This is a genomic window from Rossellomorea marisflavi (assembly GCF_001274775.1).
Classification (GTDB): domain Bacteria; phylum Bacillota; class Bacilli; order Bacillales; family Bacillaceae_B; genus Rossellomorea; species Rossellomorea marisflavi.
Map to the genome: position 1 here is coordinate 819,188 of NZ_LGUE01000004.1, position 25,454 is coordinate 844,641.

Genomic DNA, 25,454 nt, shown 5'->3' on the forward strand with positions numbered 1-25,454 from the left:
TCCTACATACTAATTTAAAAAATGATGTAGAGTCCCCCCACTCCTATGCGAATAGCGAATAGAGTGAGACCCTGCAGGCGAATCGATTGGGTTCAAGGAACACTCCATGGAAAAGGAATGACCCTAGCGAAACGGATCGATTTTGTCTTCCCCACATCTTCATTACGAAATCAAGATGACGATATCTGTTCCGAATCAGCACATCCATCTCCCACGCACAGAGTGAAGTGCAGCGGAGGCCTCCCGACTCCTATGGGAGAAGCGGGCAAGGTGAGACCCTGCAGGCAGCGCCGAAGCGGCTCACCGCACGCCCCATGGAAAGCGGGTGGCCGCAGTGAAACGAAACGGTCTCTTCCCCTACTACACACCAATAAAAAACAGGATCGTAAAACCCTTTACCAAACCATCAGATCGAACCAAAATTCTCCATCATATAAAAAACCATATTTATTACCCTAAACCCAACTTTTTCAAACATTTAGTGATCCAAAACCTCAAACTTTTCGTTAGCTTAGTAGAACTTTGAGTTTAGCACCGTTATTTAGTATCCTTATGATAACTACGTCAAAGGTTAGGAGCGAGTTATGTCCCATGATCTAAAGGATATTGAATTGTATCACCGCATCATCCATCAAAAGGATTCATCCGCTCTGCGGGAGCTCTACAGACAATACGAAAAACTCATCTACTCCTTTTCATATAAGATGACAGGAAACCGTGAGCTCGCCGAAGAAGTCATACAGGAGGTCTTCATGAAACTCTGGAAGACCCACGCCCACTATGAAGAATCCAAAGGGAAATTCTCTTCCTGGCTCCTCACAATGACCCGGAACACCTGTCTCGATGCCATCCGGAAAGGTAAGAAACACGACACCGTGGAATATATAGAAAAAGACACCCTCCAGGTTGACCATGAAACGCCACAAGACCTCCTGGAATGGAAGGAAAAAGGGGCCGCTATACGAGATTGCATCAGTGGATTAAAGGAAGATCAGCAAACGATGGTCCAGCTCTTCTACTTCAAGGGTAAGACGCAGCAGTCCATTTCCGAGGCTACCGATACACCGCTCGGAACGGTCAAAGGCAGGATCCGCCTTGCACTAAAACATCTGCATACTTGTCTGAAAGGGAAAGGAGGTCAATTCGAATGACTCAACATCAATGCGATCACATACTGGATTACTACAACGGTCATTTATCTGAACTTGAAAAAGCGGCGTTCGAGAAGCATCTTGCCTCCTGCTCAGAATGCCAGGAATTTTTGAAAGAACTTGAACAGATATCCGGCTATCTGCCCTACTCATCTGAGCCGGTCGAACCACCAACCGACCTTGAGGACAGAGTATTTGCCCATATATTGAATGAATCTGAGGAAAAACAAGAACCGGTTGTTGCTCCACGTCAGAAGCGCAGACGGCCATGGATCTTCCCGTCCATCGCAGCCGCTCTCGCCCTGTCCATCATCGGAAACGCCTACCTCTTCACTCAGCTTGAAGATCAAAAACGTGTGGTGGAGGAAGCCACGATCGATGAGGTGGTCGAGTACGCAGAGCTTGCCCCGGTCAGCGGACAAGGTACGGGAACAGCGAGCATCATCAAGCAAGGAAAGCAAACCAGCATGGTTGTCCAGGCATCGGACCTTGCGAAACTCTCTGACAAGGAAGTGTACCAGGTCTGGCTCATCAAGGATGAAAAGCCCGAGCGTGCAGGAACTTTCGTCACGAGCGGTGATGGTAAAGGATCGGTCATCTTCAAATTCAATGAAGAATTTACTGAAAAAGACTGGGATCAAGTGGCCGTGTCCCTTGAACCTGATGCCAATAGCGAGCTGCCCCAAGGGGAAATCGTCCTCGCAGCAGATATTTAAGAATGAAAAGAAGAGCTCAGCGCAGGCTGGGCTCTTCTGGTTTATGTAATGAGGGGGACGGCGGTGTCCCCCAGTGTGAAGATGAAAGGAGTGGCTTCACATAATGTATTCTATGCAAGTGGTACAACCTGTGCTTGTACCATGGCCCATTTTCACTTTTACAGCATAAATGCCGTCTTTACTTGAGAAACTATCCAAAAGGATGTGATCGGATTGACGGAGCAACAGGTGGAAGACTTGTTTCACTATTATGGACATGAAGATTTATATAAACGCTTCAGGACACCATTGTTTGTGACAGGCATATTGGATGACGCCGAGATGTGGCTGCTGGAGGATTTCTTTGAGAACTTCTCCTTCGACCGTTCGACCCTGTTTGATGAGTTCCGGTTTTGGTATCACTATTATGAAGTTTCCAAACGACCTCCATATTCCAGTTGAAACGAAAAGCCGCTCACGTTGGTGTGAGCGGCTTTTCTGTTAATAAGGATTTTTTTGATAAAAGTAGTTGGTGGATTTCCACGTGTTATCGTATTCTTTATGGAAAATATGAGTCGTAGCCGGCGAGACGGGCGGAATCAGCCAGGTCCAATCACCTGTGACTTTCCGGTCTGCCTTTTTTTCATTTTCTTCAAAGAGGCGGAACTGCTGGGCTGCCGTGTGGTGATCCACAATATTGACCCCTTGTTCTTTAAAGGAATGGAGGACGGCGATATTCAACTCGATGAGGGCTTTATCTTTCCACAGCGTGATATTCCTCGATGTATCCAGTCCCATATGGCCTGCCACTTTGGGCAGTAGATTATAGCGCGTCTCATCTGCAAGGTTACGGGCTCCGATTTCCGTTTCCATATACCAGCCATTGAACGGGGCTGCTTTATAGGAAATCCCTCCGACTTTGAGTTCCATATCCGATATAAGGGGGATCCCGTACCATTTCAGACCCAGGTCCCCGAACCATGGAAATTCAGGATGGCGCAGAGGTACTTCAAGAGCGAGATCCGGTGCGATCCTCTTCCATACAGGGGTCCGGTCGCCTATCTGGACGACAAGCGGCAGGATGTCAAAATCCGTCCCTTCCCCTTCCCATCCAAGTGCCCTGCACTTTTGGGTGAATTCGATGGAATGGGGGTCTCCCCTTCCATCCTCATACCCCGCATATCGAACCAACTGGTGATTCCAAAGGCGGATGTCCTCTTCGTCACGTTCAGACGGTCTGAATACCGTGATGGTCGGTCGGATTTTTCCGCCGTTCGTCGCATACTCCAAATGGGCTTCTAACGCCCCCAGTACCTCTTCTTCCGTGGCTGCATCCCGACGGTCGAACACCTGGAGGGAATTCCAGAACAATCGCCCGATGCATCGGTTGCTGTTACGCCAAGCAAGCTTCGCACCAAACGTCAGCTCCTCTTTCGTATGGGTATAGGTGCCCTTGGAATCAATTTCTTCATTCACTTCACGCAACCGTTCTTTCAGGTCGGATCCGCTTTTCTCCGATTCATGATAAAACTGTATCAAAAAAGCCTGTGCTTCATCCAGGAGTGGCATCAATAGTATCTCATCCTTGCTTCTTTACTGTACCTGTTAGTATACCATTCCAATAGGACTTTTTCCTTTGGGACGAATTACATCACAGGCGTTTTTCGTAGCAGTGATATTCTTGGTGTCCTTCAGGGCGAGACGTGAAGCGGATTGAACCTCGATATTCATACCCACTCTTCTCATACAGGACATTTGCCCCTTTATTCCTTCCATAGGCGTCAAGCCTTATACTCTTATACCCTTTGGAGGCTGCCAGGGATTCACATTCACCCAAGAATGCAGACCCCAATCCCTGTCCTTGGTATTCGGGATCGAGGAAATAGGCGTGCACGACCCATTCGTCGTCATACTTCCAGGAAATATCCTCCCATTCAGGAGACTGCCATTCATTCAGGGTCACACATCCCGCAAGGACTCCGTCTGCCAAAAGGACATAAAGACTTCCCGCCTCCATTTCACGAATGAAATAGTCCCTGCTCGGGTAACCATCTCCCCATTGGAGGAGCCCTTGTTGTTCCAACTCTTCCCTACAGCGCTCATAGATGTCCATGATGGTGTCGATCTGTTTTTCTTCCGCTCTTTGTAGCAGTAATTCCATTCCGATCGCCGCCTCTTTTTTCTCTAGTCTGCGGTTAATGGGGGATGCCTATTCAGGAATCTCCCACCCGATCAGCAAGGAATTCACCAGCAGATTTCCCAGAGAGGTAGGCACTCTCAAAACGGGTTTTACCTGATTCATCACGTTTCGTCAAAAACGCATCCCCGCACATGATCATCCTTTTTCCTGCCTCAAGGAAGGGCTGGTCGACAACTTCAGCCGCTTCGGCGTAACGCCACCGTTTCAACTGGTTGCCATTGCCTTCACTTCCCCCTCCAAGATATGGACGAACGAGATCGATGATGCGGGCAAGGACCTTTTCATCCGATTCGGAAAAATGCTCCTCACTCCACTCTCCTGTCATATAAACAGAGAGTACCGTGGTGGAAGAAATCCCCTTTTCCTTATGATCGACAATCCGTTCTACCCCGTATGGCAGCTGCTCCCCATCCAGATGTCCCGGCGTTGGAAGGCCCGATGGCCCCTCCAGTGTCAGCAACCCGACGAGGCAGGGGCGGAAAGCGACAGGGGCTTCCACGCCAAGCAACTCAGCTGCCTGAGGTGCAGGAGCGGTGATGAGCACATGATCCGCTTTGATCACCTCGCCTTTCTCGAGATGCAACTCGCATCCATCAGGATGTTCTGTGATGGAGAGGACCTTGGTGTTCAAACGCACGGTCAGTCCTGTTGCCAGATTTTTGGCTAGGGCATTCATGCCTTCTGTACCGGTGTAGCGGGGATGGGAATCACCGAACCAACGGCGGACCCATCCTTCCTGTAGCCATGACTCTACTCCTTTTTCGAGCTCCGGGGAGCGTACCGTGAAGAACTGGGCACCGTGATCTGCTTTCCCCTCTCCAATCCGTCTCGTTGCGAGCCGTCCCCCTACACTCCTGCTCTTCTCCACGAGAAGGATATCTGTGATCCCTCTTTCCATAAGAGTCCGTGCCGCCATGATCCCTGATAATCCGGCACCTACAATCACCACTTTTGTCTCCATGATAAGCTTCCTCCTTTTACGATAGCTGTTCTTCAAGCAGAATGTACTTGAGCTCCCTCTCTGCTTCGAGCCGTTCCAGTTTTTCATGAAGTTCTTGGAGCACCCCGAGATCCTCTTCTGTCTGGAGACGCCCTTCAATCAAAGCAATTTCCGTCTCAAGGGCTTCAAGCTCTGCTTCGATGGTGTCTGTTGTTGCCGTCTTTTTTTCCTTTTCACGTGGTTTTGTCACCGTCTTTTTCTTCTCAACCGGCCGTTCAACCGTGATCCTTTCCTGGATCTTTTCCTTCGCCCAACTGTATGGACCTTCAAAGAAATTGAGCTGTCCTTCGTGGATCCAATACGTTTTCTGGAATAGCTTATTGAGGAAATAGCGATCATGGGATACAGCAAGGATCGTACCATTGAACTCCTCTAAGGCCTCCTCCAGAACCTCACGCGAATCAATGTCGAGATGATTGGTCGGTTCATCGAGAACGAGGAGATTGAGATCCTGGTGCATGAGTTGGGCGAGGCGCAGTCTCATCTTTTCCCCACCGCTCAGCTGTCCAACCTTCCGGAACACATTCGGCCCATAAAACATGAAACGCGCAAGGATATGACGCGCTTCTCCTTCCGTCACCGCCACTTCATCCCGGAACGCGTCGATGAGACGGGCTTCCGGATCTGCCACGACAAAGTGCTGGGAAAGGTACCCCATTTTCACATTGCTACCGATCTTCACGTCCCCGTCGTCAGCGGTCATCTCACCCAGGAGGATCTTGACGATAGTCGACTTCCCAGTCCCGTTCTGTCCGACGATGGCCGTGCGGTCTTTGAACCGCAGATCCATTTGGGCGTCATGGAAGAGTGTGCGTCCATCAAAGGACTTCGAAGCTCCCACCATGGAGAAGACGATTTTCCCGCTCCGATCACCGCCTTCGAACTCCAAGCCCATCTTCTTGCGGTCAAGCACCGGACGCTTCAGCTTCTCCATCCTCTCGAGGGCCCTTTCCATACTGCGAGCCCGCTTATGAAGGCCCTCATTTGGAGGATTTGCCTGATTCGCCCATTCCCTCAAACGCTTGATGGCTTCTTTCATTTTCTTGATTTTCTTCTGCTGCTCCTGATAGGCCTGGAACTCGATCATCAGACGTTCTTCCTTCTCTTGCACAAATCCAGAATAATCGGTGTGGTATATGGTTATTTCCCCATCTTCAAGGTCATACACCTTATTGATCACATGATCCAGGAAGTAACGATCATGAGAGATACACATCACGGTGCCGCTATAATCTGTCAAAAACTGCTCCAGCCACTCGACGGCGGCGATATCAAGATGGTTCGTCGGTTCATCCAACAGAAGAAGGTCCGGTTCCTGAAGAAGGATGTATCCAAGGCTTAGCTTCGTCTGTTCTCCTCCGCTACAGGAAGAAAACTCTTTATCCAAAAGCCCCTGGATCCCAAGCCCATTCACGACCATGGCAATCGACGCCTCCATCTCATACCCCCCTTCATTGCTGAAAAGATCCTGACATCGCCCATACTCCTCAAGGATCGTGTCCAGGTCCCCCTGTCCGTCGCCCATTTTCACTTCCAACTCTTTAAGTTTTTCACCGATGGCCACGAGATCGGCGAACGCTGACTTCAAGACGTCGATTCCCAATGTCCCTTCCGGATACTCCGGTATCTGGGCAAGATAGCCGATTTTTGCGTTCTTTTTCATCGAAATTGTCCCCGAATCGGGGGTGTCGTTTCCTGCAAGAAGCTTGAATAGCGTCGTCTTTCCCGTACCGTTCCTTCCCACAAGGCCGATTCTCGCCCCATGGGGGATTTCAAAGGACAAGTCCTCAAAAACAGGATGGCCTCCGTACATTTTACTGATCTGTTGTGCGCTGCAAATAATCATTTTCCTCTTCCTTTCATTTATCCGTTAATGCGGCAAGAGGCACATGATCCACGACAAAAAAACCGTGCATAAGCAGTCCACGGCTTCTTCACCCTTAATCAGGCATAAAAAAAGAAGGCGAAAAACGCCCCCTTCTTCCGTTCTATCAGGTGATTGGAATTGAGACCTCTTACCGTTCAGTATTCATATTCAGTTGCTAAAAAAGGGCATACGTGTCCCCTTGAACGCAACAATATGAAAAATTGCACGGCAGTAGTAAATAAAATCCAAATACTTCCCACGCAATCCTACAGAACGATTCATCCCAATTCCACCTCCTTTTGGTAGCTCAAAATATAATGTTATTATAAGGCAATTCAGAATGATATGGCAACAACTTTATAAGTGCTGTGTATGCACGATTTTTGCCGAATTCGAGGGAACCAAGGTTCCCTCGCTTTTCAGCAAAGCTGAAAAGTCCTTCCCCTTCGGCTAGAAATACGTCAAAAACCAATCAGATTAGCGATTGGTAAATTATACTCAAAACGGTGCTTTTTTGTTATTTTTTTGCTATGATTTACAAACAACCTTTAACCAACAACCGCACCCCAACCAACATACCAGGAGGCTGAAAATGAAAAAGATATTGTCCGTTTCCCTTATTGCACTTGGGCTTGCCGCCTTTGTGGGGTTCGGGGCTTATAAGATATTTGAGAATGCTTCAGCTTTTGAAGAAAAAGCTAATCCTGCAAAAGCTGAAAAACCTGAGGATAAAGACTCTCCTTACGCAACCAAGGAAGAAGAAGTGAGGGAGCAGACGGGCACCATCGGGGGAATCGAGTATACCTTGAAGATCCCTGAAAACGCCGAAGAAAGTGAAATCGTCGACATCATGCACAAAATGACCCACCAGAAGGTCCGCTCCCAGGATAAATGGGGAGCCATTCCCATGATGCCGGAAACGGTCCAACCTGTTCTTGAAACCATTCAAGCCTCCTCTTTCGACCATAAAGAAGAACTCCAAAACATCGCCGAAAAGTGGAAAAAAGAAGATTTTTCTTCCATCGACAAAGACCATAACTACTTTTGGACCCTCCAGGGTGGCACTGTAGGAGAGGCCTACGGCATCATGAATAAGGAAGAGGAAGAAGCCTTCATCCAGAATAACTTCAAACAAGCGGAATGAACCTATTAAAAAAGCCTGAGGAGCGCTCCTCAGGCTTTTGCTTATGCCAAACGTTTGAAGTTTTGACCAAGGATTTCATTCATTGTATGGGCTGTGATGAACGCCTTGTTGTCTGTTTTCGTGATGAAGCCCTTTAGTCGGGAATAATCCTTGCGTCCCAAGATCGTGGTGATGACTTCCTTCTCATCAGAAGTGAAGGCACCTGTTGCCGTATGGACCGTGGCACCCTTCCCAAGCTCATGGACGATATACGACTTGATCTCCGTGCTATGGCGGCTGATGATCACCACTTCCTTATTGGAATTGAATTGTGAAAGCACATAGTCGATCACCAAGCCGTTCAGGATGACTCCGAAGAAAGCGTACATTCCCACCTGTGGTCCGAACAGGATCGTCGAAGAAAGTGCGATGGTCAAATCTGAAAGCAGGACGCCGCGTCCCACTTCAATATTGAAGTATTTGTTCAGGATCATAGCGATGATATCGGTTCCTCCGGTGGAAGCATCCTGATGAAATACGATTGCCATTCCGATTGCGGCGATGCATTGGCCGATGATGAGCTGGATGAGGACATCATTTGATAGCGGTGCATGGATCGGCGCAACCGTTTCAAGAAGCCACACAAAGAATGACAGGGCAAAACTCGCATACACTGTTTTTGCCCCGAAGCTGAAGCCAAGGAAAATCAGACCGACTACGAACAGGACCAGATTGATGAGAATCATGAATAGCCCCAGCGACATACCCGGGAACACGTGATTCATGATAATCGACAGACCGCTCACTCCTCCAGTCGCTAAATCATTGGGTGATAGGAAAAAATGAACGTTGACCGCCACAAGCAATGCCCCGACGTTCATCATCAAGAATGAAAAAATCTTTTGCCGCATCTCCGCAACCTCCTTTATATGAAATATCCGTGCTTTTAAAAAGTTGAACAACGCGCATTATAAAGCCCTTTGCACCCCTTTGTAAAGGGAAGCCGGTTAAATAAATAAGGTTTAATAATTGCGACAATTGAAAGGGTTTTAAAAAGGAAAAACCGCCGAAACGATCCGGCGGCTTTAACTAAAACTCTTCTTTTGTCCTGGCTGTATTTGTGGGATGATGATTCCTGCCAGAATCAGGACGATCCCTGCAAATTGAAAGACCGCAACCTGCTCATGAAGGATCCACATGGCGGCCAGGATGGCAGCGGGTAGCTCCGCTGCCCCCATGATCGTCGACATACTCGAATCAAGATGTGGTGTCCCAATGGCAAAGAAGACAACGGGAAGGATGTTTCCGAATATGGCCACCAGCAGGCCGAAATCCGCCATTCCCACGATTTCAGACGGCTGTTGGATGAAGGATGGCTGAAACACCGCCAGCACAACCAGTATGCCTCCCAATGAAATGATCATGCTTTTCTGGAAGGTTGGTACATTTCTCGCGGCCTTGCCGCTGAAAAACATGAACAGGGCAAACGTGACGGCAGCACCGAATCCATATAATAGCCCGAGCGAGTTACCTGTCCAGTCGAAGCCATGGGAGGAACCCAAGCCGCCGGCGAATAACGTACCGATCCATAAAAACAGCACAGAAACCAGTTTCTTTTTTGAAGGTAGTTTCCTTATATAGAGGGCTTCGATCAGAACTCCGATCCATGTGAATTGAAACAGCATGACGACGGCGATGGAAGCAGGGATGAGACTGAGGCTCATGCCATAAAAGATCCCCGTTAAACTTAAAAACACCCCTACCCCCAATAGCGAAGCCACTTGTCCGGCCGTCATCTTCACCTTGCGTGTGAACAAAAACGCTGCGAACAGCATCACCAAGCCGAATAAATATTGAAGTCCTGTGATATCCGGGACCGAATAGCCTTTTCCCAGGCCCAGCTTCACAACCGAGGCGTGGATGCCGTAGCTGCTTGCCCCGATGAGCACGCATAATGATGCACGATATGATTTCATATTGTTTCCCTTCTTTTCTGCATTTCTCTTCCCTTATACGAAAGCCACTTCCTATTTTACTAGATTCAGCAAGCTGGAGACATAAAAAAAAGACGATCGCATTGGATCGCCTTCACCATCAACGATTGTCGATGGTCTCAGGATACATATCATGATTCATCAAGCGATGGAACGCCATTTCCTCGTATTTCGTACCCGGTTTCCCGTAGTTGGTGTAAGGATCGATGGAGATGCCGCCGCGAGGAGTGAACTTGCCCCAGACCTCGATATAACGTGGATCCATGAGCTCGATCAAATCGTTCATGATGATGTTCATGCAATCTTCATGGAAGTCACCATGGTTACGGAAGCTGAACAGATACAGTTTAAGCGATTTACTTTCCACCATTTTTTCACCAGGGATATAGCTGATGTAGATGGTGGCAAAATCCGGCTGTCCGGTTTTCGGACAAAGGCTAGTGAATTCCGGACAATTGAATTTCACGAAGTAGTCCCTGTTGGGATGTTTATTATCGAATGCTTCCAGGATCTCCGGAGCATATTCGAATAGATAGTTTGTACCTTGATTCCCTAAAAGGGACAAGTCTGTAAGATCTTCATCTTTTCTGCCTGACATGAAACGTCCTCCTTATCAGTCATACGAGGCCCGGACCGGTATCCATTGCAAATGCACCCGATGTTTGGTACGCTTGAATGATAGCCCCAGGCGTATATTTTACATTTGCCCCATGGCCTGTCAACTGGTTGTTCAAGCGTTATCATACTGGAAATCCGTTCAAAAAGTCAACTAGCACAATTGTGTGATGGAAGAAGGATTTTCAATTTATTTATGGAATATAGAATAAGGTATTTTTCACCATCTCAGGAGTGATGAAGATGAATCAGCTAGTCCAGACTTTCACGAAGTCAATCCTGCAAGGGGACGTGCATTCATTGCTTGAACTACACGCATCAGCCATTGAATCGAAAATGGATCACCTGTCTTTTTATGAAAAGGTCGTCAAACCTTCCATGTATAGAATCGGTGAAATGTGGGAGAAGAATCAAATCACTGTCGCTGATGAGCATCTAGCCACAGCCACCTTGAAGTATCTCCTCTCTTATCTGATGAATGAACATAAAGCAGGGAAAAATCAGCCGAAGGCCCTCCTATTCTGCATTGAAGGGGAGCAGCACAGTCTCGGGCTGGAATTGGCAAATGAAATCTTCAAAGAACATAAATGGAACACCCGTTTCTTAGGGGCCAACGTTCCCATCAACGATGCCGTCACGTTTATTGAAGCCTGGCAACCACAGATGGTCGGGATCTCCATCGGGATGACCACTGAACTGGGCAGACTGAAAACGTGCATCGAATCGATTAGAAAAGTAAACGAAAAGATTAATATAGTTGTAGGAGGAAGACTTGTTGCCCAATATAAATTGGACTTCCTTGAGAAAGAACAGGTAATGACCTTCAATGATCTGGATGAATTGAACAGCCACCTTACCGACCTTTCGAAACAATCCGTATCACTGGAAAGCTAACCTCCTCCACCACGAGCTTTGCCAATCATAAAAGGGCCTCCCTGAATGTTATCCCACATGTCACCTTACCTCCAACACCAGTAAGGAGGGCAATGACATCCATACTCCCTAAATCTAGGAGTGATCATGTGGAAAATCTGCACCTATGCCCTATCCCTTATCTGTTGATCGATCGGAAGTTCAACGTGATCGACGCCTCCAATCCCGGCTACGAATTCCTGGATGTCGGAGAAAACTTCCTTTCCATTGTCGAGGAAGAGAGTTCACCTAAGTTTGCCAGAATGATTCATAGGGTTCCGGATGGTACAATGGAGCTCAACTTAAAGAAGGACGATGCCTTTGGCTTATTCGACCTTCACTATCGCTTCTCTGATCATCACCAGCATTATCACATCGCCATCATTTCAAAGGATGATCAGTACCAAAAAGTATCCGAAAAGATGAATGGTCTGTTCGATTTGATGGGGAATTCACCTTTTCCAAGGAAAAAAGCGAATGGGAACGAAGCTCTGGCCAAGGTTTCCTCCCTCTATTTAAAACTTTCCAATACATCGGACTGGAATCGACAAGAAGTGATGGATAAAATAAAAGAGATCGAAACCCTGCTTCAGCAGGAGTTGACTAATTAGCGAAAGGGAGAAGAACCAATGACTCTATTGAACACCATCCTCGACTACAACGAACAATTCGTGGAAGAAAAAGCGTATGAGCAGTACCGTACCACCAAGTTCCCGGATAAGCGTCTCGTTATCCTCACATGCATGGATACACGCTTGGTGGAACTACTCCCTAAATCCATGAACATCAAAAACGGCGATGTCAAAATCGTAAAGAATGCCGGCGCCATCCTGACACATCCATTCGGAAGTATCATGCGCAGCCTTCTTGTTGCCGTGTATGAGCTACAGGCAGATGAAGTCATCGTCATCGGACACCATGACTGCGGCATGAGCGCAATCGACAGCCATAAGATGGTCGATAAGATGAAAGAACGCGGCATCAGCGAGGATACCCTGGGTACGCTCAACTATTCCGGCATCGACCTACACGACTGGTTGAAGGGCTTTGACTCCGTTCAAGAAAGCGTCGCCCACAGCGTTGATATGATCAAGAATCATCCGCTCATGGACAAGAAAACGCCTGTCCACGGACTCGTCATCGATCCGGCAACTGGAAAGCTCGATCTTGTTGTCGACGGATACTAAGCCATTGACCCAACACCTGCCTGAGGGCGGGTGTTTTTTTCTTCCCGAAAAGGAACAAGCGTTCTATACTATAAGAATAAAACCATAATTTGGAGGAAATACCATGAGGCCTGAATTATCGAAAGAAACTCCTGCAAACTAGTTCAGAGAGTACTATTGGCTAAAATCAGAACTCCAACTGTTCTGCAGATCCATAGGGATGAGTGCAGCCGGTTCCAAAGAAGAAATCAGCACGCGCATCGGGCATTTCCTCGAAACCGGAATCATGTTGAAACCTGCCCGGACTGCCAGACCGAAGGCCGTACAACCGGTGACTCTCTCCCTTGATACGATCATTACGGAAGGACACCGATGCAGTCAGCACGTGCGGTCCTTCTTCCAGTCCGTCATCCCGAACTTCCATTTCAGTACCTTTATCCAAAATTTCTTCAGGGAAAACATCGGGAAGACCTATCGGGATGCCGTTGAAGCCTGGCATGAAGAGGAGAAACGGAAAAAAGACCCGTCCTATGAACGGGTCATCTCACCGCAGTTTGAATATAACCGCTTCATCCGGGACTATTTCAACGACCCGCACAACACCGGTCACAGCAGGAACGATGCCATAGCTGCCTGGAACGAGGTGAAATCTAAGCCCGGAAGCAAACGCTATTCCCGGGATTGATGATGTTCCAGTTCTCTCAGGATCGGCATCAGCTCCTTCTCTTCGTCTGTCACATGTTCCCACTGTATCCCAGCAGGCTTTTCATAAGGTGTATTCGTCTCCAGCACCCCTTCTTCCGTCACGATATAGTCGACGGCCAGGTCAAATGAATCTCTTGGAATATCATCATCCACAAGTTGTGCGCTATGGATCGTTGTGACGACGGGTACGGCCGGGTTTCCGATTTCCCTCAGGATCGCATATTCACGATCGGCATACCCTTCCCCCTTCCCCAACCGCCTTCCGTCTTGATGGATGGCTACTGAACCTACAACGATTAAATCAATGGTGGGAATCCGGGACAGAGGAACGACCCGTCCATACGCGTTCATATGTTTGATGCTTGCTGCCTTACGTGCTTCCCCTTCAGGAACATCTTCAGGCCTGATCATCACAAACCCATCCTTCAATCGGGGAGTCGGGATCAAAAGGATTTTCCCGTCCTTCAAGATTGATGCCCTCAAAGGAAGCTGCGGTGCATCGGGATTCACCTTGATGACGCCTGCACGCTTATAGATATCCAGCTCCCTTACATGGGCAGCCGACTTCTCTGCCCCCTTCACATTCGGGATTCGATTTGTCAGAGGAAACGGGAATCGCCCCAGCTTTTCGTCCGTCAGCTTTCCCCATACTTTATGCCTGATTTCATTTTTATCCATATTACTCTCCCCTTCTGGTCCGGAAGCCCATGACACAAGGGCTCGCGGACTCTTCACTCATAGACTATCATACACCCATCAAGCACATCGCCCATTCCTTCTATGTTTCAACTTCATAAGAGCGGGAAAAATAAGGACTGTAGATACGAAACATGCAAAACGCGTAAACCAAACAGGAGGAATGTAATCATGGCAACGTTTCAATTAAAAGATACAGTACCGGATTTTGAACTTCCATCCGTAGCAGGTGAAACATTCAGTTTTAAACAACACCAAAAAGAACATGACAGCTGGCACCTCATCGTATTCTTCAGAGGATCCTGGTGTCCCGTCTGCCAGGAAGAGCTTCGTGAATTCCAGGCAGGTAAGGAATACTTCGAGAAGCACAGCGTCCATATCATCGGGATCTCCAGCGACTCCCTTGATAACCTGAAGGAACTCGTCGATAAAGAAGATATCACCTTCCCGATTCTATCAGATGAAAAAATGGAAGCCATCAAGGCATTCGATGTATTTTATCACGGAGAAGATGCTCCATATGAAGATCACGGACAGCACGGTGAGCCGGCCTACTTCCTGGTAAATGAAAAAGGAGAAATCCTTTATCAGCAAAAACAAACCGGTCCATTCGGCCGTCCGCATCCGAATGAACTCCGTAAAACAATCAGCTACATCCAGAAGAACATCAAGGAATAAAGCAGGGAGCCGGTTTGATCACTCAAACCGGCTTTTTCTTAAGTCTTATTCTTTGTTTAGGGATTCCCATTTATGTTACGGTATCCATGACCCTTAATTGAGGGGTCAATTGCATGAAAAACATCCTATTGCATACACTAGATTTTTAAAAATGAAGAGGAGGATCAGCCATGCTGCCAGACAAGCAAAAACAGATTCAACTTGTATCGCGTCCAAATGGAACACCTGTCGAATCGGATTTTCACTATAAGGAGATTGACGTACCTCGCCCCGACCAAGGACAGGTTCTTGTAAAGACCCTTTATCTTTCAGTCGACCCTTATATGCGTGGTCGCATGTCAGATGCCAAGTCCTATGTAGAACCTTTCAAATTGAATGAAGCCCTTGCCGGAGGCGTCGTAGGTGAAATTGTCGATTCACAATCCGAGCATTTCAAAAAAGGCGATTTTGTCGTCGGTATGCTCCCTTGGCAGGAATATTCCTTGGCAAGCGAGAATGCCGTGCGCGCCATCGATCCTGATGTAGCACCGATTTCGACTCACCTGAGCATCCTGGGTATGACTGGCCTCACCGCCTATTTCGGCCTTCTTGATATCGGCCAACCGAAAGAAGGAGAAACCGTCGTCGTATCCGGAGCTGCCGGTGCCGTCGGATCAGCCGTAGGACAAATCGCGAAAATCAAAGGTGCCCGCGTGGTGGGGATTGCAGGTTCTGACGAGAAAGTGAACTACTTGAAAGAAACCCTTGGTTTCGATGAAGCCATCAACTACAAAACGGGTAATATCCAAGAGTCCCTTGAAGCAGCCTGTCCCGATGGAATCGACGTTTACTTTGAAAATGTCGGTGGGGAAATCGGAGACGCTGCACTCAGCCTCCTGAATAAACATGCCCGTGTGCCTGTATGCGGAGCGATCTCTTCCTACAACAAAACAGAAGAAGACCTCGGTCCTCGCGTTCAGTCTAGACTGATCAAAACGAGCGCCCTGATGAAAGGATTCGTTGTGAACGATTATAACGATCGCTTCAAAGAAGGAGCCTCCGACCTCGGTAAGTGGCTCAGTGAAGGGAAACTTCAATACGAAGAAACGATCACCGAAGGATTGGACAACGTAACAGAAGCATTCCTCGGATTGTTCGAAGGGAAAAACCTCGGTAAGCAGCTCGTAAAAGTCGCCGAACCAGGCAACTAATCCAAAAGCCATGATCACATCGATCATGGCTTTTTTCTATCATCATAAAACTCCATATGCTTCTTTTCTTCACGGTAATAGCTTAACCGATCCTCTAACGTTCCTGTATGGAACTCAAACTTATGACCATCGGGATCAGTGAAATAAATCGACTCCTTATCCCTCGAATCCCGCTCCCTTCCCCCAAGGATACACGCCCCGCTTTTTACCAGCCGATCATACATGGTACCCATTTCTTCTTCCTTAACAGAAAAAGCGATGTGAGTATAGGACTGATGAATATCCTGCCGCGGGATATCCTTTTCTTCATTCAATGCCAGCCACATGCCACTTAAGTCAAAGTAGGCTGTCGATCTTCCTTTCACCAAAAGCTCCGCATGAAATACTTCTTGATAAAAAGCAATCGATCGATCCAAATTCGATACAGAAAATAAAAAATGGTTCAATCCTTGAATCGCCATATCCCTACCTCTTCCCCTGTTTTTTCATTATACTACCATATCTTTTCACTCCATTCGACCTATCCATATGTTTAGTTCCAGACAGTGTAAGGGAATAGTATAGGCATATTCAAAGACTTACGAGGAGGATCTTCATGAAACAGTATCAGCTATACATTAATGGTGAATTTGTAGATAGTTCTTCAGGTGAAGTATCAGACGTCATCAATCCTGCTACGGAAGACGTCATTTCGAAAGTCCCAAAAGGAACTGAAGAAGACGTGGATCAGGCTATCGACGCCGCCCATAAAGCATTCCTATCGTGGGAAAAGGTCCCGTCAACTGAACGTGCATCCTATCTCCACAAGATGGCCGATAAATTGGAAGAACGAAAAGAACAATTCGTCGAGATGCTGACGGAGGAAAACGGGAAAACCGTCAAGGCGTCCGAAGACGAAATCAATACGGCGATCGATTACTTCCGCTACATGGCAGGATGGGCACTTCGCTATGAAGGAGAAATCCTCCAAAGTGAGCGTTCGAACGAAAACATCCTCGTTTATAAAAAACCGATCGGCGTTGTATCCGGGATCGTCCCTTGGAACTTCCCGATGTTCATTCTTGCAAGGAAGGTGGCACCGGCCATCGTGACCGGCTGTACCATCGTCCTCAAACCTAGTCAGTACACGCCGAATACTGCCTGTGAATTTGCCAAGATCGTCGATGAAATCGGCCTTCCAAAAGGCGTCTTCAACCTTGTGACCGGAAAAGGATCAGAAATTGGGAACCGCATGGCCGGTCATCCCCGTGTCGGTCTCGTAACGATGACAGGAAGCTACCCTGCCGGATCCAAAGTCATGGAAGCCGCAGCCAATTCCATCACGAAGGTAAACCTTGAGCTTGGCGGTAAAGCACCCGCCATCGTGACGAAGCACGCCAACATCGACCTTGCCGTCGACCGCATCAAAACCTCACGGATCACGAACTCCGGACAGGCTTGTACGAATGCAGAACGTGTCTACGTACACGAAAGCGTGGCGGAAGAATTCATTTCCAAGATCACCGAAGCTATGAAAAACACAACGGTCGGTGACCCTACAAGCCGTGACAGTGACATCGGACCTCTCGTCAACAAAGACCGGATCGAAGAAGTATCTGAAATGGTGAACAATGCCGTTGAGGCAGGCGCCCGTATTCTTACAGGCGGTAAAGCTCTAGAAGGAAAAGGCTTCTACTTCGAGCCGACTGTCCTTGTCGACGTAAAACAGGATATGGAGATCATCCAGGAGGAAATCTTCGGCCCAGTGCTCCCGATCATGACCTACAGCGACTTTGATGAAGTCATCGAATTGGCCAACGATACGGAATATGGTTTGTCCTCTTCGATCTTCAGTGAGAATCTGCATGAAGTCATGAGAGCTGCCAATGAACTTCACTACGGTGAAACATTCGTCAACCGTGAAAACTTCGAAGCCATACATGGGTACCACGCCGGACGCGGACAGTCTGGACTGGGCGGTGCCGATGGGAAGCATGGACTTCATGACTATTTGGAGACACATGTCATCTACCTTGAGTATGATGAAAACTATAAAGGGTAATTAAAAAGAAGGACCGTCGATCATGACGGTCCTTCTTTTTTTCTATATATAAGAACAAAAAAATATCGCACGGGATGCGATATTTTAAGAAATGATGAAAAAGCTGGCCATCATGATGACAAGGAGGATAACTGCTACTCCGGAGGTCATCCATAAGATGTCATTGAAATCCATCTTTGTTTCCAAAAGTCGATCTCTTTTCATGCGTGCACCCCATTCCCTACTTGCTTCTCAATGATCCCAATGACATTAAATCCAGATACTGGTGAGTGTTCGTCTTCGCATGTGGTACAGGTAAAAGTTTCTTCCATTGTCGACCTGAACTCACTTGAACACTGTCTGCATTGAAGAATATGTAAGTCCATCCGGTCGCCTTCACAGTCAAATTTTATCCGTTCTTTTCCTCTGTTCAAGTAGGTCAACATTCATCTTCCCCTATCGTTGTAAGTAGTACTTATTTACCCGACTTTTAGGGGATAAAACATATTTTAGAAGAGGTGGAAGAACTATTATTCTGTACCTGTCCGGTCTATAGTACTCATTTGGTGGAGATAGGTCGTTCCGTTCCGCTGCGGTCACCCGCTTTCCATGGGGCGTGCTTTGAGCCGCTTCGGCGCTGCCTGCGTGGTCTCACCCTGCCCGCTTCTCCCATAGGAGTCGGGTGACCTCCTTTGCTCTGCACTTTGTGCATTGGAGTGGTATCCGACTGATTCTACGCAAGATGTTATGGTCTCCGTTATGAAAAATTGAAGCTGTAGATGGGCCATTACTTTATGTGAAAATGATTAAGGGCTATTTCGAAACAGGGAATCAACTTCCTGTTTTCAAATGGGAGTGAGGGGAGAATGGGTCGTTCCGTTCCGCTGCCCCGCTTTCCATGGGGCGTGCGGTGAGCCGCTTCTCCCATAGGAATCGGGTGACCTCCTCTGCTCTGCACTTTGTGCATTGAAGTGGTATCCGACTGATTCTACGCAAGATGTTATGGCCTCCATTATGAAAAATTGAAGCCGTAGATGGGCCATTACGTTATGTAAAAACGATAATGGGCTATTTCGAAACAGGGAATCAACTTCCTGTTTTCAAATGGGAGTGAGGGGAGAATGGGTCGTTCCGTTCCGCTGCGGCCACCCGCTTTCCATGGGGCGTGCGGTGAGCCGCTTCTCCCATAGGAATCGGGTGACCTCCTCTGCTCTGCACTTTGTGCATTGAAGTGGTATCCGACTGATTCTACGCAAGATGTTATGGCCTCCATTATGAAAAATTGAAGCCGTAGATGGGCCATTACGTTATGTAAAAACGATAATGGGCTATTTCGAAACAGGGAATCAACTTCCTGTTTTCAAATGGGAGTGAGGGGAGAATGGGTCGTTCCGTTCCGCTGCGGCCACCCGCTTTCCATGGGGCGTGCGGTGAGCCGCTTCGGCGAGCCTGCAGGGTCTCACCCTGCCCGCTATTCCCATAGGAGTCGGGTGGCCTTCGCTGCACTGCACTTTGTGCGAATTGATGAGCGTTAGGTGATTCTTAAAGGGGAATGGATCCCACCTTTTCTATGAGGTTTGAAATCATTTGCATACGACTCCACACTATTTTAAAAAAATGAATGATTTAGATCCCCGTCGCTACCTTGTTGTATGCATAGCCTACTTAACTAGCACTGAGTGTACTGAAGCGGAAGGGATTTGACTCCCGCAGAAAGCAAATTCCTGCATCGGAAGGGAACGGACCACTCTTCATGAGCACCCCTCCTCACAATGAACGAAACGATGACTTTATGCCACCCTGCCCTAACTTATGGAATGGAAGTCCAACGCATTTCTAATCACCATCACAGAGTGCACTGAAGCGGAAGAGATTTGACTCCTGCGGAAAAGGAGGATGATTGAGACCCCGCAGGCACGAGGAGGCTCGACTTGCTCCCCGCGGAAAGCAAATCCCTGTAGCGAAAGGGAACGGACCCTACCCAAAGATACACCCCTACCAAGAATGCTTATCACTCAAACAAGGACTCATTCACTTTTTATGGAATTATTAATAGAGGATACACCAACAATCATCTGAAAAAGACCGAACCCAAAACCAGACCAGAAAGGAAGTGCATACGATTGACTCACGAAAGCAAACTCATCATCTCTCCATTAACCGATGATCTAATAGAAGACATTAACAAAACAAACGACCCCTTCAGACTATACGGCCGAGTCGTCCCCCGCTTACAATCGGGGAAGTGGTCCTACAAAGAAGTTCTTTTTGATGAAGAGACAGAAACACGGTTCCCCGACGACCACCTTGAATGGGACCAGTATATCGACCGGGAGGACAAAAAAGTTTTCTTAGCTTATCTGAACGATTCCTGTATAGGGCAGATTCGAGTCGTGAAAGAGTGGAATCGATTCTGTTACATCGAAAACATTGCAACGAAACGAGAATACCGAGGCAGCGGTGTCGGAAAGGTACTCCTACATCAAGCAGAGGAATGGGCACGGGAACGAAGTCTTATAGGCATGTCCCTTGAAGCACAGGATGATAATCTCGATGCATGCAGATTTTACGTGAAACAAGGGTTCAAGCTGGGTGGAGTTGATACTCTAAAACAAGCATACAACCCAAATATCGATGCCACTTTATACTGGTACAAGTTATTCTAAGGGCACAAACAGATAGCCGTGACGGATTCGGCTTTTTTCATGCCTCACGCTAAAATGTAGAAACCACCCCGGGCATCAAAAACCGGGGTGGTCTCTTATTTATCCATGATGACGTTTGACAGGGCAACGAAATCTTCGAAAGAGCGGCATTTCAACAGCTCCTTGTACTTCTTGCTTTCGGTGAATTCGATGAAGAGATCATAGATCTTGGTTGCTTCTTCGTAGTTTTTATTCCCCATGGCGATGAGGAATACGACGCCTACTTCATGCCCGTCATTCCATTCGACCGGGTGATCGAGGATGGCGATGTTGATGATGGTTTCCTTGGCGATCAATCCCAGGGGATGCGGTATAGCGATTCCTTTTCCGATCGCAGTGGAACCAAGGGATTCCCGTTCAAGGACCGATGCATGGAAATCTTGATCCACGAAGTCTTCTGCTTCCAACTGCTCACTCATGCTTTTCAACAGGCTTTCCTTGTCCACCTTTCCTTCTATGTGGCGGAATAGAATCGGCCTGAAATAGGTCGTGAGCATGGTCGATTTCAGGATCGACTCATTCATAATGGCTTCTACCTGCTTTGATTCATCGTCAGTCAGGAAGGGACTGACAATCGCCACCGGTTTGTTCTTTTTGGATAATTTCACTGTCGAGATGACGATGTCTTCACTGATGCTCTCCCGGTGTTCATATTCATAAAGGGAGATGATATCCGTGATCACCAGGTCCCGGAACGTGGCACGCAGCTTCGTTTCCAGGAGACGGGCGGTACCGAGCCCTGTCCCGCATACAATGAGCGCCACTTTTTTCCGGTCTGACTCCAGGAAGTACTTCCGCTCAAGGGCTGCCCCGATATGAAGGACGAGGTAGCCGAGCTCATCGTCGTTCACCGCGCTCGGAAATCGATCCTGTACTCCCTTCACCGCCCCTAGGGTGACCTCATAGGCCACGGGATAGTTGATTTTGATATGATCCAGGAGGGGGTTCTTCATATTCATATTGAATCGGATCCGGTAGAGCATGGCCTTCAGGTGAGAAATGAGATCCGATTTTAACTGGGTGTCGGATCGGAGGTCATAATGATGCCGCTTATAGATATACTCAAGCATATCCATGACGAGCTCATGTTGCTCATCTGCCATATAGTCTCCGTCCTTCACCTTTGGGCGCACCTTGCTCATGATCTGCAGCAGGAAGTAAATCTTCTCAGCGTCAGAGAATCCGAGGGAGAATGTTTCCTCAAGGTCGCTCACGATGGTTTCCGCCAATTGCTGATAGTCGACCGGTGCTTCGAATGTGGCAAACACCGAAATCGGGTGCTCTGTACGGATTCGTTCGATGGATATGGCTGTATGGATGATGAGATTTTCCAGAGCGATATCCGGCAGATTCAACGAGTGCTGCCTAAACTGAGCCGTCAGGATAGTGGAGATCTTCTCTAACTCCTTCATGTCAAAAAAGCGATGAAGGGCGCTGGTCCGACCGATTTCGGAGGATCCTTGCGATAGATTTTTCGCAAGGCAGAATCGGATGTTCTTTTCTTCCCCGTCCACTCTTATCCCGTGGCCCGGTTTTGACGACAGTTCCAGATGATACCCTGTCAGGATTCTGCGAACGTTTTTCATATCATTGTTCAACGTGGCTCTGCTGATGAACATCTGATCGGCCAGGTCTTCGAGCTTCGTGAATCCTTTTGATAATAAGAGGGATTTCAAGACGTATTGAACGCGGTAGTCCGGGTCATCCTGCACCACGTTCTGGCGGTTGAATTGATCACATAAGCCATCAAACGCTTCTTTTTCCCATACCAGAAGGTGATATCCTTTCTGCCTCTCAAGGGCTATCTCTGCTCCATAGGGTGCAAGACTGTCATTGAGCTTTTTGATATCGGTTCTGATGGTACGCGTGGAGACATCAAAATGGGATGCCATCTCATCAGGCAGCCATCCATCCCTCTCCAGGAATGATTGAAAGATTCCGGCAAGGCGTTTATTCAAGAATAAATTCAATTGCATCTCCTCTTTTCGACTGCCACCCAACGTGAACAATCATAGGGGGGATACCCCTATGATTGCATTCATTTTATAACGTAGGTTTGAAGCTGACAGTGTGACAAGTCCGTGATGTTTTCCATAGCTGTTGTTTCGTTCAGGGCCACTGCTTCCAACGTGCGATTCTTTACATCGACCGTCGACTTTGAAGTCTCGTATGGATTGAAGCATCGCAGGATGTAAGCATCCGACCGTTCTGCTTTCTTGATGGCACTCACTGCAGCTGTGTGGTCAGGGCTGACTTCAAACAGGCTGTATTCCTTTTCAAACTTCGCTTCTTCATCCCGATTCGAGAAGATCAAGCGCCCATTTAGGAAGTCTGCCAGTTGATACACCGCAAGCGGCGACAGGTACTCCTTCGCTGTCCTGACAAGCTCTGCATCATCAAAGTAGCCTGTATTCATCTGGTATGCAAAGGTGAACTTCAATTCACCGATCATTTGTGCATCAGGAGTTTCGATGATTTTCTCTCCAGAAGCACGACCAGGTCTGTATAGAAGATCCTCTTTGCCCATGTATCCGAACGTACGGAACAGGGTGAGGGCAATCGTGTCATAATGCTCGCCGATGATTTCATACTCACGGACTCCTTCTGTGAAGACCGTGAATCCATGACCCTCATCATGCAAGTTCACGAAACTTTGCATCGGTTCGATGGAAATCGGCTTTTCCTGCCACTCTTCTTCTTCCCACACATCGAGTTCCGGAAGGGCAACTGGTCTCTTGATTATACCAAAAGGCTGATCTGCATAGGAGAACCTGGAGGCAATATCCGTTGCGAATACTACGCGGAGACGATGGCTTAGTGCCTGGTTATCCAAGTCGACGTTAAAGTGGATAAGTGGATCTCCGGAACGAAGTGCCACCGTTACAGACAGAGGCATATCCACAGAGCATTTCCCATCGGCCCGTTCTTCCAGGTCACGTGGTACTTCCATCAACAGATTGATGTTCATGATTTCCTCTACGGCATTCCTTCCCACGTCCACCGTTCCATCCGCCCCGACAGAGCTGATGATCAGATCTTTGCGCGGCGGTGAGTAGTTGTATGAATCCCCATCGTCCCCGTTTTCTTCGAAGATCATTTGATTCTTATAGACGCTTCCTGTCGGCTTATGCGTAATGGTCAGGGTGCAATCATCTTCAAATTGGATGCGGTAGTGGTCATTTTCAATCGCATCGACTTTTTCATTCGGTTGATCTCCAAGTTCGTTTTCTTTCAGATCAAAATAGAACTGTGAATATCCGAGGGACGGGATGTCATTGACTTTGACGACCAGTTTTGCTGCATATACCTTCTCAGGCAGATAGACTTTCTTGCTTGGATTGAGATAGATATGCTGATTGAGCACATAATCGGTCAGCTCGGTTTTTTCCTTGATCGTGAAGGGCAGCTGTTCACCGTTGACATCGCGGATCGTGAATTCCTTCTCCGGAAGATAGGCGTCGAATTCCACATATCCCTTCCTTGCATAAGGAAGCGCATTGAATACTGTGAAGGAGAAGGTTTCTTCCTGATTGATCTTCTGAGCGATCATGCGCATATGAAGCTCAAGGAGATTGTCCCCGAGATCCCGCGCCTGCTTGTACCGGAAGAAGACATCCTGATTGGTTGTATCACTGTTGCAACCACCGATGCTGTCATGGGCGGCATTCTCGAACATGAGCTTCCAGATCTCCGCTACCGTCTCATGAGGATAGTCGTGCCCGAGGGAATGGCTGATTGTGAGAACAGGCTCGAGTGTGTTCGTAATGAAGTTCTCGATCTGGTTGTTCAATTGCTTGAGGTCCGCCCTCGTTGAGAAGATGGTCTTATGGATCCGGCTGTGTTTCCCTTCTGTCAGTTCTCCTTCCAATACCGGCAGTGAAGTGGCGGCTTCTTTGATCTCCTGGAGGAAGCGCTCTGGCTCGTTCAGGACATACTCACGGTCCTCATCGATTTCGTTGAATCGATTGATGAGCTCAGGCAGGTTTTTGCGGATTGGGGCCTGGTCGAAACCATTCGGGAAATAAACATGCTCCGTAGACGCTTTTGCTTCGAGTTTCCCGACTTGTTCATTGAGATATGGAAGGATATCGTCCTCGCCTTCAGGGATGTTGCCTCCGTAGTAGTAACCGAATGGAATCTGAACGGCGAAGACTTCACTGCCATCCGACCCCTTCCAGGTGAACTCCGTCTGCTTCAAGCGATTATCGGCAACCCCTCTCCAGAAGAGGAATGTATCGATGCCGAACTGCTTGTAGATCTGAGGCATCTGAGCCGCCTGCCCGAATGCGTCGGGCACATAGCCGACCGCCATGGAGTGACCGAATGATTCTGCAATGCTTTGTCCGTAGTAAAGGTTCCGGACGATGGATTCACCCGAAATGACCAGCTGGTCGGTCTGTGTATACCAAGGTCCTGTCATGATGCGCTTAGCCGCGATCAACGCTTCCAGTCGCCCCCTGTCTTCTGGATACCATTTCAAGTAGTCATCTAGGAGTGATGCCTGCGCATCCAGCAGGTAGTACTTAAAATCCTCGTTGTTTTCAAGCGTTTCAAGGACTTCCTTCACCTGCTTCGCAAGATAGATTTTCGACCGTGATGTTGTGAAATACCATTCGCGATCCCAGTGTGTATGGGGAATGACGTGTACTTTTGTTTTTGCTTTCAACATGATGACCTCCTGAGGAGAAGAGATTCCTCTTCCTTAATGAGTGATCTTGGAAAATAGCCGTGTCACGG

Annotated in this window: 24 protein-coding genes and 1 pseudogene; 13 read left to right on the top strand and 12 right to left on the bottom strand. The window is 47.9% G+C overall.

Annotated elements, in window-relative coordinates; translation table 11 throughout:
• Positions 1-584 precede the first annotated feature (584 nt).
• From AF331_RS14305 to AF331_RS14315, 3 genes are all read left to right on the top strand, one after another.
• On the top strand, positions 585-1,151 hold the full coding sequence (locus tag AF331_RS14305) for an RNA polymerase sigma factor (protein ID WP_053428751.1): 567 nt from the start codon (positions 585-587) through the stop codon (positions 1,149-1,151).
• On the top strand, positions 1,148-1,867 hold the full coding sequence (locus AF331_RS14310) for an anti-sigma factor (RefSeq protein WP_053428752.1): 720 nt from the start codon (positions 1,148-1,150) through the stop codon (positions 1,865-1,867). Before AF331_RS14305 ends, AF331_RS14310 begins: the two co-directional genes overlap by 4 nt.
• A 213-nt stretch (positions 1,868-2,080) precedes the next feature.
• On the top strand, positions 2,081-2,308 hold the full coding sequence (locus AF331_RS14315; RefSeq protein ID WP_053428753.1) for a hypothetical protein: 228 nt from the start codon (positions 2,081-2,083) through the stop codon (positions 2,306-2,308).
• 39 nt (positions 2,309-2,347) lie between these two features.
• Here the strand turns inward: AF331_RS14315 and AF331_RS14320 are convergent, their stop codons facing one another.
• The 5 genes from AF331_RS14320 to AF331_RS23115 form a co-directional block, all read right to left on the bottom strand.
• On the bottom strand, positions 2,348-3,415 hold the full coding sequence (locus AF331_RS14320) for a nitric oxide synthase oxygenase (RefSeq protein ID WP_053428754.1): 1,068 nt from the start codon (positions 3,413-3,415) through the stop codon (positions 2,348-2,350).
• A gap of 82 nt (positions 3,416-3,497) precedes the next feature.
• Complete coding sequence (locus tag AF331_RS14325) at positions 3,498-4,007, bottom strand: GNAT family N-acetyltransferase (protein ID WP_053428755.1); 510 nt, start codon at positions 4,005-4,007, stop codon at positions 3,498-3,500.
• Between the two features lie 52 nt (positions 4,008-4,059).
• The gene (locus tag AF331_RS14330; RefSeq protein ID WP_053428756.1) at positions 4,060-5,007 is read right to left on the bottom strand and encodes an NAD(P)/FAD-dependent oxidoreductase; all 948 of its coding nucleotides are present in this window, start codon (positions 5,005-5,007) and stop codon (positions 4,060-4,062) included.
• 16 nt (positions 5,008-5,023) lie between these two features.
• Positions 5,024-6,892: a ribosomal protection-like ABC-F family protein gene (gene abc-f, locus AF331_RS14335; RefSeq protein ID WP_053428757.1), complete on the bottom strand. Its 1,869-nt coding sequence runs from the start codon at positions 6,890-6,892 to the stop codon at positions 5,024-5,026.
• A 189-nt stretch (positions 6,893-7,081) separates the two neighbouring features.
• Positions 7,082-7,195, bottom strand: a complete 114-nt coding sequence (locus AF331_RS23115; RefSeq protein WP_283957840.1) for an RAxF-45 family protein — start codon at positions 7,193-7,195, stop codon at positions 7,082-7,084.
• A 310-nt stretch (positions 7,196-7,505) separates the two neighbouring features.
• Here AF331_RS23115 and AF331_RS14340 point away from each other — a divergent pair, with 310 nt between their 5' ends.
• A complete protein-coding gene (locus AF331_RS14340; protein WP_053428758.1) occupies positions 7,506-8,057 on the top strand; it encodes a DUF6241 domain-containing protein in 552 nt (183 codons plus the stop codon).
• A gap of 41 nt (positions 8,058-8,098) precedes the next feature.
• On the opposite strand, the gene AF331_RS14345 is transcribed toward AF331_RS14340, so the two are convergent.
• From AF331_RS14345 to queF, 3 genes are all read right to left on the bottom strand, one after another.
• Positions 8,099-8,947 carry a YitT family protein gene (locus tag AF331_RS14345; RefSeq protein WP_053428759.1) on the bottom strand — a complete coding sequence of 283 codons (849 nt, stop codon included), beginning with the start codon at positions 8,945-8,947 and terminating at the stop codon, positions 8,099-8,101.
• Positions 8,948-9,121: 174 nt separating this feature from the next.
• The gene (locus AF331_RS14350) at positions 9,122-10,012 is read right to left on the bottom strand and encodes an EamA family transporter (protein ID WP_053428760.1); all 891 of its coding nucleotides are present in this window, start codon (positions 10,010-10,012) and stop codon (positions 9,122-9,124) included.
• Between the two features lie 118 nt (positions 10,013-10,130).
• Positions 10,131-10,628: a preQ(1) synthase gene (gene queF / locus AF331_RS14355; protein ID WP_048006792.1), complete on the bottom strand. Its 498-nt coding sequence runs from the start codon at positions 10,626-10,628 to the stop codon at positions 10,131-10,133.
• Positions 10,629-10,888: 260 nt separating this feature from the next.
• On the opposite strand from queF, the gene AF331_RS14360 reads away from it, so the two are divergent.
• From AF331_RS14360 to AF331_RS14375, 4 genes and pseudogenes are all read left to right on the top strand, one after another.
• Positions 10,889-11,539, top strand: coding sequence for a cobalamin B12-binding domain-containing protein (locus tag AF331_RS14360; protein WP_053428761.1), 651 nt, complete (start codon positions 10,889-10,891; stop codon positions 11,537-11,539).
• A 128-nt stretch (positions 11,540-11,667) separates the two neighbouring features.
• Positions 11,668-12,168, top strand: a complete 501-nt coding sequence (locus tag AF331_RS14365; protein ID WP_053428762.1) for a hypothetical protein — start codon at positions 11,668-11,670, stop codon at positions 12,166-12,168.
• Positions 12,169-12,186: 18 nt separating this feature from the next.
• Positions 12,187-12,744 (top strand): beta-class carbonic anhydrase, encoded by a 558-nt coding sequence (locus tag AF331_RS14370; protein WP_048006790.1) that lies wholly within the window; start codon positions 12,187-12,189, stop codon positions 12,742-12,744.
• A 154-nt stretch (positions 12,745-12,898) separates the two neighbouring features.
• Positions 12,899-13,408, top strand: a pseudogene (locus tag AF331_RS14375) (DUF6434 domain-containing protein); the annotation flags it as partial.
• Here AF331_RS14375 and AF331_RS14380 read toward each other — a convergent pair.
• Complete coding sequence (locus AF331_RS14380) at positions 13,393-14,106, bottom strand: 5-formyltetrahydrofolate cyclo-ligase (protein WP_053428763.1); 714 nt, start codon at positions 14,104-14,106, stop codon at positions 13,393-13,395. The pseudogene AF331_RS14375 and the gene AF331_RS14380 sit on opposite strands and share 16 nt — an antisense overlap.
• A gap of 189 nt (positions 14,107-14,295) precedes the next feature.
• Here AF331_RS14380 and AF331_RS14385 point away from each other — a divergent pair, with 189 nt between their 5' ends.
• Entirely contained in the window at positions 14,296-14,802 is a 507-nt protein-coding gene (locus AF331_RS14385; RefSeq protein WP_053428764.1) for a peroxiredoxin family protein, read from the top strand.
• A 170-nt stretch (positions 14,803-14,972) separates the two neighbouring features.
• Complete coding sequence (locus tag AF331_RS14390; protein WP_373922351.1) at positions 14,973-15,992, top strand: NADP-dependent oxidoreductase; 1,020 nt, start codon at positions 14,973-14,975, stop codon at positions 15,990-15,992.
• A gap of 23 nt (positions 15,993-16,015) precedes the next feature.
• On the opposite strand, the gene fosB is transcribed toward AF331_RS14390, so the two are convergent.
• Entirely contained in the window at positions 16,016-16,453 is a 438-nt protein-coding gene (gene fosB, locus AF331_RS14395) for a metallothiol transferase FosB (protein ID WP_053428765.1), read from the bottom strand.
• Between the two features lie 134 nt (positions 16,454-16,587).
• Here fosB and aldA point away from each other — a divergent pair, with 134 nt between their 5' ends.
• The 3 genes from aldA to AF331_RS14410 all read left to right on the top strand — a co-directional run bounded on the left by aldA (position 16,588) and on the right by AF331_RS14410 (position 20,678).
• Positions 16,588-18,033, top strand: coding sequence for an aldehyde dehydrogenase (gene aldA / locus AF331_RS14400; RefSeq protein ID WP_053428766.1), 1,446 nt, complete (start codon positions 16,588-16,590; stop codon positions 18,031-18,033).
• Between the two features lie 1,349 nt (positions 18,034-19,382).
• Positions 19,383-19,547 (top strand): hypothetical protein, encoded by a 165-nt coding sequence (locus tag AF331_RS22490; RefSeq protein ID WP_160316562.1) that lies wholly within the window; start codon positions 19,383-19,385, stop codon positions 19,545-19,547.
• A gap of 588 nt (positions 19,548-20,135) precedes the next feature.
• Positions 20,136-20,678: a GNAT family N-acetyltransferase gene (locus AF331_RS14410; protein WP_053428768.1), complete on the top strand. Its 543-nt coding sequence runs from the start codon at positions 20,136-20,138 to the stop codon at positions 20,676-20,678.
• Positions 20,679-20,773: 95 nt separating this feature from the next.
• Here AF331_RS14410 and AF331_RS14415 read toward each other — a convergent pair whose 3' ends face one another.
• Positions 20,774-22,687, bottom strand: a complete 1,914-nt coding sequence (locus tag AF331_RS14415; RefSeq protein WP_053428769.1) for a BglG family transcription antiterminator — start codon at positions 22,685-22,687, stop codon at positions 20,774-20,776.
• 68 nt (positions 22,688-22,755) lie between these two features.
• Entirely contained in the window at positions 22,756-25,386 is a 2,631-nt protein-coding gene (gene mngB / locus AF331_RS14420; protein WP_053428770.1) for a mannosylglycerate hydrolase, read from the bottom strand.
• Positions 25,387-25,454 lie beyond the last annotated feature (68 nt).